This window comes from Pantoea vagans (genome assembly GCF_004792415.1).
In the GTDB taxonomy this organism is placed as follows: Bacteria; Pseudomonadota; Gammaproteobacteria; order Enterobacterales; family Enterobacteriaceae; genus Pantoea; species Pantoea vagans.
This window is the reverse complement of the sequence record NZ_CP038853.1, coordinates 2,289,557-2,302,333: the sequence shown is the minus strand read 5'-3', so window position 1 is coordinate 2,302,333 and position 12,777 is coordinate 2,289,557. Positions and strand designations below refer to the sequence as shown.

The 12,777-nt window shown below is 53.5% G+C and carries 14 protein-coding genes and 1 other annotated feature; of the genes, 9 read left to right on the top strand and 5 right to left on the bottom strand.

The genetic code is table 11. From position 1 onward, the window contains the following. Window positions 1–79 precede the first annotated feature (79 nt). The 3 genes from kduD to hxpB all read right to left on the bottom strand — a co-directional run bounded on the left by kduD (window position 80) and on the right by hxpB (window position 2,538). Window positions 80–841 (bottom strand): 2-dehydro-3-deoxy-D-gluconate 5-dehydrogenase KduD, encoded by a 762-nt coding sequence (gene kduD, locus EGO56_RS10775; protein WP_033782919.1) that lies wholly within the window; start codon window positions 839–841, stop codon window positions 80–82. 17 nt (window positions 842–858) lie between these two features. Beyond that, on the bottom strand, window positions 859–1,695 hold the full coding sequence (gene kduI, locus EGO56_RS10770; protein ID WP_135909029.1) for a 5-dehydro-4-deoxy-D-glucuronate isomerase: 837 nt from the start codon (window positions 1,693–1,695) through the stop codon (window positions 859–861). Window positions 1,696–1,869: 174 nt separating this feature from the next. Continuing rightward, complete coding sequence (gene hxpB / locus EGO56_RS10765) at window positions 1,870–2,538, bottom strand: hexitol phosphatase HxpB (RefSeq protein WP_135909027.1); 669 nt, start codon at window positions 2,536–2,538, stop codon at window positions 1,870–1,872. 149 nt (window positions 2,539–2,687) lie between these two features. Here hxpB and EGO56_RS10760 point away from each other — a divergent pair, with 149 nt between their 5' ends. After that, window positions 2,688–3,224 carry a YniB family protein gene (locus EGO56_RS10760; RefSeq protein WP_013357676.1) on the top strand — a complete coding sequence of 179 codons (537 nt, stop codon included), beginning with the start codon at window positions 2,688–2,690 and terminating at the stop codon, window positions 3,222–3,224. Between the two features lie 12 nt (window positions 3,225–3,236). Here the strand turns inward: EGO56_RS10760 and EGO56_RS10755 are convergent, their stop codons facing one another. Beyond that, complete coding sequence (locus EGO56_RS10755) at window positions 3,237–4,130, bottom strand: fructosamine kinase family protein (RefSeq protein ID WP_135909026.1); 894 nt, start codon at window positions 4,128–4,130, stop codon at window positions 3,237–3,239. Window positions 4,131–4,209: 79 nt separating this feature from the next. After that, window positions 4,210–4,530: a type V toxin-antitoxin system endoribonuclease antitoxin GhoS gene (gene ghoS / locus EGO56_RS10750; RefSeq protein WP_135909024.1), complete on the bottom strand. Its 321-nt coding sequence runs from the start codon at window positions 4,528–4,530 to the stop codon at window positions 4,210–4,212. 351 nt (window positions 4,531–4,881) lie between these two features. Here ghoS and EGO56_RS10745 point away from each other — a divergent pair, with 351 nt between their 5' ends. The 8 genes from EGO56_RS10745 (at window position 4,882) to pheT (ending at window position 12,773) form a co-directional block, all read left to right on the top strand. After that, the gene (locus EGO56_RS10745; RefSeq protein ID WP_013357679.1) at window positions 4,882–5,643 is read left to right on the top strand and encodes a DUF481 domain-containing protein; all 762 of its coding nucleotides are present in this window, start codon (window positions 4,882–4,884) and stop codon (window positions 5,641–5,643) included. Between the two features lie 248 nt (window positions 5,644–5,891). Next, on the top strand, window positions 5,892–7,820 hold the full coding sequence (gene thrS / locus EGO56_RS10740) for a threonine--tRNA ligase (RefSeq protein ID WP_135909022.1): 1,929 nt from the start codon (window positions 5,892–5,894) through the stop codon (window positions 7,818–7,820). Between the two features lie 3 nt (window positions 7,821–7,823). Continuing rightward, a complete protein-coding gene (infC, locus tag EGO56_RS10735) occupies window positions 7,824–8,375 on the top strand; it encodes a translation initiation factor IF-3 (protein WP_135909020.1) in 552 nt (183 codons plus the stop codon). A gap of 99 nt (window positions 8,376–8,474) precedes the next feature. Beyond that, entirely contained in the window at window positions 8,475–8,672 is a 198-nt protein-coding gene (rpmI, locus tag EGO56_RS10730) for a 50S ribosomal protein L35 (RefSeq protein ID WP_004157374.1), read from the top strand. A 44-nt stretch (window positions 8,673–8,716) separates the two neighbouring features. Continuing rightward, on the top strand, window positions 8,717–9,073 hold the full coding sequence (gene rplT, locus EGO56_RS10725) for a 50S ribosomal protein L20 (protein ID WP_003853267.1): 357 nt from the start codon (window positions 8,717–8,719) through the stop codon (window positions 9,071–9,073). 117 nt (window positions 9,074–9,190) lie between these two features. Continuing rightward, window positions 9,191–9,316 (top strand) — a sequence feature (Phe leader region). Then, complete coding sequence (gene pheM / locus EGO56_RS22295) at window positions 9,196–9,240, top strand: pheST operon leader peptide PheM (RefSeq protein WP_106120997.1); 45 nt, start codon at window positions 9,196–9,198, stop codon at window positions 9,238–9,240. (Overlaps the previous feature by 45 nt.) Before the next feature lie 71 nt (window positions 9,317–9,387). Further along, complete coding sequence (pheS, locus tag EGO56_RS10715) at window positions 9,388–10,371, top strand: phenylalanine--tRNA ligase subunit alpha (protein ID WP_033732472.1); 984 nt, start codon at window positions 9,388–9,390, stop codon at window positions 10,369–10,371. A 14-nt stretch (window positions 10,372–10,385) separates the two neighbouring features. Beyond that, window positions 10,386–12,773, top strand: coding sequence for a phenylalanine--tRNA ligase subunit beta (gene pheT / locus EGO56_RS10710; RefSeq protein WP_135909018.1), 2,388 nt, complete (start codon window positions 10,386–10,388; stop codon window positions 12,771–12,773). The last annotated feature ends 4 nt before the right edge of the window (window positions 12,774–12,777 follow it).

The window sequence follows — 12,777 nt, the reverse complement described above, 5'->3', positions numbered from 1 at the left end:
GTGACGCTGTAACGAAGCATGAATATTTTTAACAAGACGGACAGCGATGAAACACTGTCCGCCCGTTCTGCCAGAAAGATTAACGGGCCAGCCAGCCGCCATCTACCGCCAGTGTATAGCCATTAACGTAGTCAGACGCGGAAGAGGCCAGGAAAACTACCGGGCCCATCATGTCATCAGGCACGCCCCAGCGTCCTGCCGGGATACGCCCCAGGATCTCATCGCTTCGGGCCTGGTCTTTACGCAGCTGTTCAGTGTTATCGGTAGCCATATAACCTGGGGCAATCGCATTAACATTAACGCCATGCTTCGCCCACTCGTTTGCCATCAGACGCGTCAAACCCATGACTGCGCTTTTCGACGCTGTATATGAAGGCACGCGGATGCCGCCCTGGAACGACAGCATAGAGGCGATATTGATAATCTTGCCGCCGTTACCCTGAGCAATAAACTGCCGTGCTACCTGCTGTGACAGGAAAAAGACCGTTTTACTGTTGATGTTCATCACATCATCCCAGTCCTGCTCGCTGAAGTTCAGTGCATCTTCACGACGGATAATCCCGGCGTTGTTGACCAGAATATCAATTCTGCCCGCGGCTGCGACCGCCTGCTCAACAACCTGCGACGCAACATCAGATTTCATCAGGTCAGCCGATATCGACCAGAAACGGCGGCCAAGTGCTTCAACTTTACGCTGCGTTTCGTCAGGTTCGAAACGGTTAACGCCGACAATGTCGCAGCCAGCCTGAGCCAGCCCCAGAGCCATACCCTGACCCAGACCGGTATTACAACCGGTCACCATTGCCACTTTGCCTTTTAAATCAAACGTATTCAGTACCATTTATGCTTCTCCTCTGCTTAACGCACTTCGCTGATTTTGACGTGGTCCATGTCATCAAAGACCTGATTCTCACCCACCATGCCCCAGATAAAGGTGTAACGCTGGGTGCCGACGCCGGCATGAATTGACCAGCTGGGTGAGATGACCGCCTGCTCGTTATGTACCAGCAGATGGCGGGTTTGCTGGGGTTCTCCCATCATGTGGAAGACCGCGCTCTCTTCGCTCATATCGAAGTAGAAATAGACTTCCATGCGCCGTTCATGGGTGTGACAGGGCATGGTGTTCCACAGGCTGCCTTCATCCAGTCGGGTTAAGCCCATGGTGAGCTGGCAGGTGGGCAGCACATCCGGCACGATAAATTTGTTAATGGTGCGACGATTGGCAGTAGCAGCATCACCCAGCGTGGCAGTTGCGGCTTCCTGTAACGTAATCTTCTTATCAGGGAAGGTGCAGTGTGCGGGTGCGCTGTTGTAATAGAATTTAGCGGGCTGGGCCGGGTTCAGGCTGCGGAACAGCAGGTTGCGCGCACCTTTACCAATGTAAAGCGCCTCTTCATGACCGATCTCCCAGGCTTTACCGTCGACCTCAACCAGACCCGGGCCGCCAATGTTGATCATGCCCAGCTCGCGGCGTTCAAGAAAGTAACTGACGCCCAGCTGCTTTCCTATCTCATCACCGATAGTGACTGGGTTATTAACCGGCATTACGCCGCCAATAATGATGCGGTCGATGTGACTGTAGGTCAGGGTGTAATTGTCAGCGGAAAAAATCGTCTCAATCAGAAACTCGCGGCGCAGCGCGTCAGTGTCGAGCTGTTTAGCGTGATCGCTGTGAATGCTTTGGCGAACGTCCATCTCAGGCCTCTCTGCAGGTCAGGTTATTCATGCCCCGAATGGGGACGCTTCGGGCATCTTAGGCAGAGCGGGATGGGAATTCAATAAAAATGAAACGTTGTTTTATTTTTTGCGGAGTAGATCAACCGGCAGGCGCAGCGGGCAAAAAAAAGCCCGCTATGTGCGGGCTGTTTGTTATCCCTGCAGATGCTGCAGGCTAAGCTGGGTCAGATTGTCCAGCCGGACATCTGCCAGCGCCCAGCGCGGGTCGTCGCGATGTTCAGCGGCGGGCACCACAATCGACCGCATGCGGGCCGCTTTGGTGGCGATCATGCCATTGAAAGAGTCTTCCAGCGTGACGCAGTTGAGTGGATCAATCGCCAGGCTGGCGGCGGCGTTAAGGTAGACCTGCGGATGGGGCTTGCTGTAGGGCAGTGCTTCTGCTGAAGCCAGCACATCGAAATAGCGGCGCAGGTTGAAGATCTCCAGTACCTGTTCCAGCATCATGAGCGGCGATGCTGAGGCAAGGCCGATTTTCATTCCCTGCTCCTGGCAGAGTTGCAGCGCCGTTTCCACGCCAGGCAGCAGCGGCCGCGTCTGATCCACCAGCGTCATGGCGCGCGCAATAATACGGTCAGTAACCTCCTGCTGAGAGGGGCCCTGCCAGGGCAGCGTTTCGTACCACATCCGCACAGTCTGGTCGATGCGCAGGCCAAGGGTATCGGGCATTTCACTGCGTCGTGACAGGTCGACGTCCAGCGTTGAAAAGATATCCAGTTCAGCCTGATCCCACAGCGGTTCAGAATCGATCAGTAAGCCATCCATATCAAACAGGGCAGCAAGGACAGGGCGGTGCCAGGTCATCAGCGGTCTCCTTATAAATAAAGTCGGTTTAACCATAACATCATTCTCTGCTGACGCATGCTTCATCCGATTGACCACGCTTTATTTGGGAAATTTCTCCGTTGGCAGGTAGACTGACGGCAAATTGGATTCCAGTTTCAGGAGATATTATGACCTATCAACAGGCTGGCCGTATCGCCATCCTTAAGCGCGTGGTGGGCTGGGTGCTCTTTTTAGTGGCACTGTTGTCGACCATTATTTCGGTATTGAGCTTTATGTTTAAGCACAGCGAGAAGCAGCCGGGCATTGACGCCGTTATGCTTGATTTCGTCCATGTCATTGTCGATATGCTGCGCTTCAACACGCCATTCCTGAACGTTTTCTGGCATAACTCGCCGGTACCGGAATTTAACGGTCAGATGAATCTGGGTTTCTGGCTGATCTACATTCTGATTTTTGTCGGGCTGGCGCTGGAATCATCAGGCGCGCGGATGGGACGGCAGGCACGTCACGTCAAAGAGGGCATTGAAGATCAGATGATTCTGGAGCAGGCAAAGGGCAGTGAAGGACGCAGCCGTCAGCAACTGGAAGAGAAGGTGCGCGTTCCTCGTCACACCATCTTCCTGCAGATCTTCCCGCTTTATGTCCTGCCAGTGGTGATTGCGATAGCCGGATATTTTGCGCTGTCGCTGCTGGGCTTTATCTGACCGTGAACGCCGTCAGGCCGGCCTGGCCTGACGGGTGCCGAGCGCATCCTCATCCAGCAACTGGCCAATGGCGAACTGCGCATCGCCAGGCCAGTGCCCGCCAAACACGTTAGCCCGGTTCAGCAGATAGTAGAGCTGGTAGACCGGCAGACGCTGCGAAAAACCATCCGGCAGGGGCCACACGGCCTGATAACCGTCATAAATCTGGCGGGGCAGGTCAGGGTACCAGCTCAGCATGGCTAAATCGCACTCACGGTCGCCCCAGTAGCAGGCGGGATCGAACAGCCAGGGGCCATTGCCGCTGCTGGCGCAGTTAGCGGGCCAGAGATCGCCATGCAGCAGCGACGGCTGCGGATGATGTGACGCAAGCACCCGCTGCACGGAGGCGATAATCAGCTCGGTATCCCCGTACTGAATCCCCTTTTCGGCCGCCAGCTGCAGCTGCCAGCCAATGCGCTGTTCGGCAAAAAAGACCGACCAGCGCCGCAGCCAGCTATTGGGCTGGGGCGTGGTGGTGATGTTATTGTCGAAATCGAGGCCGAACTGCGTCTGTTCGCTCCACTGGTGCAGGTGCGCCAGCTGCTGACCCAGCTGATATGCACTCTGCTCATCAAAGGGCTGTGGCCTGATGTACTCCAGCAACAGAAAGCTTTCCTCGCGATGATGACCCACACCATACACTTCTGGCACCCGAACCGTGCCGGTGCGCGCCAGCAAGGCAAGCTGGTCGGCTTCCCACGTAAAAAGCGACAGCATCTCGCGGCTGTTACTTTTAACGAAGACATCATGGTCACCGTAGCGAATATGCCAGGTGGGATGGATATCACCACCTGCAAGGGCGTGACGTTGAGTGATTTCGGCGTTGCCTAACTGCTCGCTTAACAGACGACTGATGGCTGACCACATAGGGCTATCCTCGTTGTTCGCTGCGTAAGTCCGATGCTGATGCCTGAATATTCACTAAAACCTGCGTGATTGCACCTTTTTATTCCGGCGCTGAGGTGGCGGGGCGATGACTGGCAGTGTCCCGCAGATACTCTTCAAAGGTCATGACAGTCACATCCGGTTTCTGACCCAGGGCGTTTTCACCGGCAGCTGCAACCTGCTGTCGCAGATCCTCAGCGTCCAGCGTACTGACAATGCCATAACTGTTCGTGCCCAGCTCATGGGGATGGCCATTTTCATCGGCCAGCGTGGTGGTGAAACCGGCGGCGGTCATCGCGCTGGTCAGCTCCAGGATGTCACTTAATCCCGACTCCTGATAATGAAAGGCCACGATATAGCGGGTCAGGGCAGTATTGCTCATAAGGCACCTCCGGGAAAGAGAAACTGAACTGAGCGTAGACTATGGTGAAAATTCAGGCGAATTATGAAAGAGATGCTGGGTATCTGTCGTGACGCACAGCGTAAATCAGTGTCAGGAGCCCTGCCCATGACGTAAAAATCTTTCTGCCGTTACGTCTGGCTTTTCATTTGGGCAGCACTATAATGCGCGACGTTAATAAGATGATTCCCAATTAACATGGGTTGTCAGGGTGATTCCAGGCATTTTGTGTAAGTTAATAATTTTTTACAAAACTTACCGTAAATTGCATTGAATGCCCGGCAAAACGCTTCAGACTCTCCGTTTTTTAAACAGTCGCACGGATCACATTTAATGAAAGCCTATAACAAGCTGTCTGCTGTTCTTTTGCTCTCCGCCGGAGCGTTTTGTCACCAGGCACTGGCCGATAACGCCGTATTCACCTCAATGGATGACCCTTCCACGGCTAAAAAGCCATTTGAAGGTTCTGCTTCTGCGGGATACCTGGCGCAAACCGGTAACACCACCAGTTCATCGCTGACTGCTCAGACCAATATGACCTGGTATCAGTCATCTATGGCCTACAGCTTGTGGGGTAACGCAGCGAACACCTCGTCAAATGATGAACGCTCTTCAGAGACGTACAACATCGGTGGTCGTTCACGCTATAACCTCAACTCCTATGACTACCTGTTTGGCCAGGCGAGCTGGTTAAGCGATCGTTTCAATGGTTACGATTCACGTGACGTGCTGACTGCCGGTTACGGTCGTCAGATCCTGAACGGTCCGGTGCACTCGCTGCGTGCGGAATTTGGTCCGGGTGTACGTTATGACGATTACCACGCTGGCGGTCATCAGACCAAGGCGCTGGGCTATGGCGCTGTGAGCTATCAGTGGCAGCTGACCGATACCACCAAATTTATTCAGGGCGTATCCGTGCTGAGCAGCTTCGGTGAAGACACCACGGTGAACTCTGAAACCGGCCTGCAGGTCGCTATCAATAGCCACTTCGCGCTGAAGCTGGCTTACAACGTCACCTGGAACAACAATCCGGCTGAGTCTGCGCCAGATCGCACCGACACCAAAACCTCAATCATGCTCTCTTACGCTATGTAAGCGCATTTTTGCCTGCGCCATGCCCGGCGGTCTGACACTGTGTGTCAGGCCGCTTTTTTTTGTTCGCTCCATGGCTTAGCGAAAAGGGGATGGTTTTTCTCGTCGGCGAAAACTGCTATCATCTGCTCCGCACTGCAATCCTGGCGACATTCCGACAATGTGGGTCTGATATCACGCCAGGTCACTCATTTTACATTACGTTGCATGTAAGCTTTCGTGTGGCTTACCACTGCAAATAAGGACATGAAATGCCTGTAATTACGCTTCCTGATGGCAGCCAGCGCGTGTTTGACCGCCCTGTCAGTGTCATGGATATTGCGCTGGACATCGGTCCGGGTCTGGCGAAAGCCTGTATCGCTGGCCGTGTTAACGGTGAACTGGTTGATGCTGTTGATCCCATCACCGACGACGCCGCTGTTGCGATCATTACCGCAAAAGATGAAGCGGGTCTGGAAATCATCCGTCACTCCTGTGCGCACCTGTTAGGGCACGCAATTAAACAGCTGTGGCCGGATACCAAAATGGCGATTGGCCCGGTCATTGATAACGGCTTCTATTATGATGTCGACATCGATCGTACCCTGACCCAGGAAGATATCGACCTGCTGGAAAAACGCATGCATCAGTTGGCTGAAACCAACTACGATGTGGTGAAGAAAAAGGTCAGCTGGCAGGAAGCACGCGACGTCTTTGCGGCGCGCGGCGAAATCTACAAGACCACCATTCTTGATGAAAACATCAGCCATGACGATAAGCCTGGCCTGTATCATCACGAAGAATATGTCGACATGTGCCGCGGTCCGCACGTGCCGAACATGCGGTTCTGCCATCATTTTAAACTGCAGAAGATCTCCGGTGCCTACTGGCGCGGCGACAGCAACAACAAAATGCTGCAGCGTATTTATGGCACCGCATGGGCAGACAAAAAGCAGCTGGCAGCCTATCTGCAGCGTCTGGAAGAGGCGGCGAAGCGTGACCATCGTAAGATTGGTAAGCAGCTGGATCTCTACCACATGCAGGAAGAAGCACCTGGTATGGTCTTCTGGCATAATGACGGCTGGACTATCTTCCGCGAGCTGGAAGTGTTTGTCCGCAGCAAATTAAAAGAGTACCAGTATCAGGAAGTGAAAGGTCCGTTCATGATGGACCGCGTCCTGTGGGAAAAAACCGGGCACTGGGAAAACTATAAAGAAGCAATGTTCACCACCTCATCTGAGAACCGTGAATACTGCATCAAACCGATGAACTGTCCTGGACACGTTCAGATCTTTAATCAGGGTCTGAAATCCTACCGTGACCTGCCGCTGCGTATGGCAGAGTTTGGTAGCTGTCACCGTAATGAGCCATCGGGTGCGCTGCACGGTCTGATGCGCGTTCGCGGCTTTACCCAGGATGATGCACACGTCTTCTGTACAGAAGAGCAGGTGCGTGACGAAGTGAACAGCTGTATCCGCATGGTTTATGACATGTACAGCACCTTCGGCTTTGAAAAGATTGTGGTGAAGTTATCCACCCGTCCTGATAAGCGCATTGGTACAGATGAGATGTGGGATCGTGCCGAGGAAGACCTGGCCGCTGCGTTGAACGAAAACAACATTGAGTTTGAGTTCCAGCCCGGCGAAGGCGCGTTCTATGGCCCTAAAATTGAGTTCACTTTGTACGATTGTCTTGATCGCGCCTGGCAGTGCGGAACAGTTCAGCTAGACTTCTCCCTGCCAAAACGCCTTGAAGCAACCTACGTGGGTGAAAACAACGACCGTCAGACGCCAGTGATGATTCACCGTGCGATTCTGGGATCGATGGAGCGCTTCATCGGTATTCTTACCGAAGAATTCGCCGGTTTCTTCCCAACCTGGCTGGCACCGCTGCAAGTTGTGGTAATGAATATTACCGACGGACAAGCGGAATATGTTGAGTCTTTGACGCGTAAGCTGCAGAATGCTGGCATTCGTGTGAAGGCAGACTTGAGAAATGAGAAGATAGGCTTTAAAATCCGCGAGCACACATTACGTCGCGTCCCTTATATGTTGGTCTGCGGTGATAAAGAGGTGGAATCTGGCAAAGTTGCCGTTCGCACCCGCCGTGGTAAAGACCTGGGATCGATGGATGTCGATCTGTTTGTTGAGAAACTTCAACAAGAGATTCGCAGCCGAAATCTTCACCAATTGGAGGAATAAAGTATTAAAGGCGGAAAACGAGTACTACCGACGCGTCCGAACAAAATTAACAGTGAAATCCGCGCAACTGAAGTGCGCTTAACGGGCATGGATGGCGAGCCGATTGGCATTGTCACATTACGCGAAGCTCTGGAAAAAGCCGAGGAAGCGGGCGGCGACTTAGTCGAAATCAGCCCGAATGCCGAACCGCCGGTCTGCCGTATTATGGATTACGGCAAGTTCCTCTATGAAAAAAGCAAATCTTCTAAGGAACAGAAGAAGAAGCAAAAAGTTATTCAGGTTAAGGAAATCAAATTCCGTCCTGGAACCGATGATGGCGACTATCAGGTCAAACTACGCAACCTGATTCGCTTTCTGGAAGATGGCGATAAAGCCAAAATCACGCTCCGCTTCCGCGGTCGTGAGATGGCGCACCAGCAGATCGGTATGGAAGTGCTTAACCGCGTCCGTAAAGACCTGTGTGAAGATCTGGATTTGGCCATTGTCGAATCCTTCCCTTTGAAGATCGAAGGCCGCCAGATGATCATGGTGCTCGCTCCTAAGAAGAAACAGTAGGCTTTCAAGTAGCAATAACCGCGCAGCGTTCGCGCTGAGCGGTTATCTGTTCGCCTGTCTGGGTCATGTTATTAACAATGCGAAGTGGATATTTTTAAAATGCCAAAGATTAAAACTGTACGTGGCGCGGCTAAGCGCTTCAAGAAGACCGCTTCTGGCGGCTTCAAGCGTAAACACGCAAACCTGCGTCATATTCTGACTAAAAAATCTACTAAGCGTAAACGTCACCTGCGCCCTAAAGGCATGGTGTCAAAAGGCGATCTGGGTCTGGTTATTGCCTGCCTGCCGTACGCATAAGTAAATTTTTTTTATTAATTCAGAATATTAAACAGGAGAGCTAAATGGCTCGTGTAAAACGTGGTGTAGTTGCTCGCGCACGTCACAAAAAAATCTTAAAACAAGCTAAAGGCTATTACGGTGCACGTTCACGTGTTTACCGTGTTGCTTTCCAGGCTGTTATCAAAGCTGGTCAGTATGCTTACCGTGACCGTCGTCAGCGTAAGCGTCAGTTCCGTCAGCTGTGGATCGCGCGTATCAACGCAGCGGCGCGTCAGAACGGCATGTCTTACAGCCGTTTCATCAATGGTCTGAAAAAAGCAGCCATTGAGATTGACCGTAAGATCCTGGCCGACATCGCAGTATTCGACAAAGTGGCATTCTCTGCACTGGTCGAAAAAGCGAAATCAGCCCTGGCGTAAGTCAGATGGAAAAGGGAGCTTGCTCCCTTTTTTATTGCCTGTAACTTACGCAAAAGATTGACATTTTCGTCGCTGAGCTTTTCAATAGACCCCCTGTATCGCATGACAAGGTAACCGCAAGCATGAATGCTGCTATTTTCCGTTTCTTTTTTTACTTTAGCGCCTGACATTCGGGGGCTTTTGCGCATAAGAGAAGAAACGAAAAATCGCGCTAAAAGCCTCCCTCGTGGAGGCTTTTTTGTTTCTGGCGCTAGCATATTGGACCGGCAGGTCCCAACGAGAACTGACCAGCCTGACTGGAAAAAGAGGAAACTATGTCCCAACTCGCAGAACTGGTGGCCAGCGCCACGGCGGCCATCGACGGGGCGACGGATATCGCCGCCCTTGACGCGGTGCGCGTCGAATACCTGGGTAAGAAAGGACATCTGACACTGCAGATGACGACGCTACGCGAGCTGCCAGCAGAAGAGCGTCCTGCAGCGGGTGCGGTAATCAACGAAGCGAAACAGCAGGTTACCGATCGACTGAATGCCCGTAAAGATGCACTGGAAGCCGCGGTGCTGAATGCCCGTCTGGCTGAAGAGACCATTGATGTCTCTCTGCCGGGTCGTCGTATCGAGAATGGCGGTCTGCATCCGGTCACCCGCACCATGGATCGCATTGAAACCTTCTTTGGCGAGTTAGGCTTTGGCGTGGTAACAGGGCCGGAAATTGAAGATGATTATCATAACTTCGATGCGCTGAATATTCCTGCGCACCACCCGGCGCGTGCCGATCACGATACCTTCTGGTTCGACGCCACGCGTCTGCTGCGTACGCAGACCTCTGGCGTGCAGATCCGTACCATGCAGGCTCAGCAGCCGCCTATCCGCATTATTGCGCCAGGCCGCGTCTACCGTAACGATTACGACCAGACGCACACGCCGATGTTCCATCAGATGGAAGGGCTGATCGTGGATAAAAACATCAGCTTCACCAACCTGAAAGGCACGCTGCACGATTTCCTGAACAACTTCTTCGAAGAAGATTTGCAGATTCGCTTCCGTCCTTCTTATTTCCCGTTCACTGAGCCATCGGCAGAAGTGGATGTTATGGGTAAAAACGGTAAGTGGCTGGAAGTGCTGGGTTGCGGCATGGTGCACCCTAACGTGCTGCGCAACGTCGGCATCGATCCGGAAGTTTATTCCGGTTTCGCCTTTGGTATGGGCATGGAGCGTCTGACCATGTTGCGCTATGGCGTGACCGATCTGCGTGCTTTCTTCGAAAATGATTTACGTTTCCTCAAACAATTTAAGTAAGGGCAGGATATCCAATGAAATTCAGTGAACTCTGGTTACGCGAATGGGTAAATCCAGCCCTGGACAGCGCTGCGCTGTCTGAACAAATCACCATGGCCGGTCTGGAAGTGGACGGCGTTGATGCCGTCGCCGGTGCGTTCCACGGCGTTGTGGTTGGTGAAGTCGTTGAGTGCGGTCAGCACCCCAATGCCGACAAGCTGCGTGTCACCAAAATCAACGTCGGTGGCGATCGCCTGCTGGATATCGTCTGTGGCGCGCCGAACTGCCGTCAGGGACTGAAAGTTGCCGTCGCGACCGTCGGCGCTGTGCTGCCCGGTGATTTCAAAATCAAAGCGGCTAAACTGCGTGGCGAGCCCTCTGAAGGGATGCTCTGCTCGTTCTCCGAGCTGGGTATTTCCGACGATCACAACGGTATTATCGAACTGCCTTCTGACGCGCCCGTTGGCACCGATATCCGTGCTTATCTGCAGCTGGACGACAACACCATCGAAATCAGCGTCACGCCTAACCGCGCTGACTGTCTGGGTCTGATCGGTATCGCCCGTGATGTTGCCGTGCTCAACGGTCTGCCCCTGAACGTGCCGGAGATGCAGCCGGTTGCGGCGACGCTTAACGACACGTTCCCGATTCAGATTGACGCGCCAGAAGCCTGTCCGCGCTATCTGGGCCGTGTCGTGAAAGGAATTAACGTTAAGGCAGCTACGCCACTGTGGATGAAAGAGAAGCTGCGTCGCTGCGGCATTCGCTCTATCGATCCGGTCGTCGATATCACCAACTACGTTCTGCTGGAGCTGGGTCAGCCAATGCACGCCTTCGACCTTGACCGTATTGATGGCGGTATCGTGGTGCGCATGGCGAAAGAGGGCGAAAAGCTGACGCTGCTGGATGGCACTGAAGCCACCCTGCAGAGTGATACTTTAGTGATCGCCGATCATCAGAAAGCGCTGGCGATGGCCGGTATCTTTGGTGGCGAACATTCGGGTGTGAACGGCGAAACGCAGAACATCCTGTTCGAGTGCGCTTACTTTGATCCGCTCTCTATCACCGGCCGCGCCCGTCGTCACGGTCTGCATACCGACGCGTCTCATCGCTACGAGCGTGGCGTTGACCCGGCGCTGCAACATACCGCGCTGGAGCGTGCTACCCAGCTGCTGCTGTCCATCTGCGGCGGTGAAGCAGGCCCGATCATCGATCAGACCCATCAGGCAGCCCTGCCTGTCCCGGCGACCATTACGCTGCGTCGCGAAAAGCTGGACCGTCTGATTGGTCACGTGATTGCGGATGAGCAGGTTACCGACATTCTGACGCGTCTCGGCTGTGACGTGACGGCAGGTGAGGGGCAGTGGCAGGCCGTCGCGCCGAGCTGGCGCTTCGATATGGCCATTGAAGAAGATCTGGTCGAAGAAGTGGCCCGTATTTATGGCTACAACAATATTCCTGATGTGCCTGTTCAGGCCGGTCTGGTCATGACCCGTCACCGTGAAGCGAATCTGTCGCTGAAACGCGCCAAAAACCTGCTGGTGGATAAAGGTTATCAGGAAGCGATTACCTATAGCTTCGTCGATCCGAAAATCCAGCAGCTGCTGCATCCGGGTGAAGAGGCGCTGTTACTGCCAAGCCCGATCTCCAGTGATATGTCGACCATGCGTCTGTCACTCTGGACCGGTCTGCTCAGTGCGGTGGTCTACAACCAGAACCGTCAGCAGAGCCGTGTACGTCTGTTCGAGAGCGGCTTACGCTTTGTGCCAGATACGCAGGCGGATTTAGGTATCCGTCAGGATCTTATGCTGGCTGGCGTCATCAGCGGCAACCGCGTTGAAGAGCACTGGGATCTGGCGCGTCAGACAGTTGACTTCTATGATTTGAAAGGCGATTTAGAGTCGCTGCTCGATTTAACCGGCAAACTGGATGAGATTAGCTTCCGGGCTGAGGCGAATCCGGCGTTGCATCCAGGACAGAGCGCGGCGATTTATTTGCGTAATGAACATATCGGATTTATCGGCGTTGTACATCCTGAGCTGGAACGTAAGCTTGATCTCAATGGCCGCACCTTAGTCTTTGAACTGCTTTGGAATAAGGTCGCAGACCGCGTCCTGCCTGACGCGCGCGAGATTTCTCGCTTCCCGGCGAACCGCCGTGATATTGCCGTTGTAGTGGCTGAAAACGTCCCTGCAGCAGATATCATTGCGGAGTGTAAGAAAGTTGGCGTAAATCAGGTAGTTGGCGTAAACTTGTTTGACGTGTACCGCGGTAAGGGCGTTTCTGAGGGCTACAAGAGCCTCGCAATCAGCCTGATTTTGCAGGATACCAGCCGGACACTCGAAGAAGAGGAGATTGCCGCGACCGTTGGCAAATGCGTTGCGGCATTAAAAGAGCGATTCCAGGCAACCTTGAGGGATTGAACCT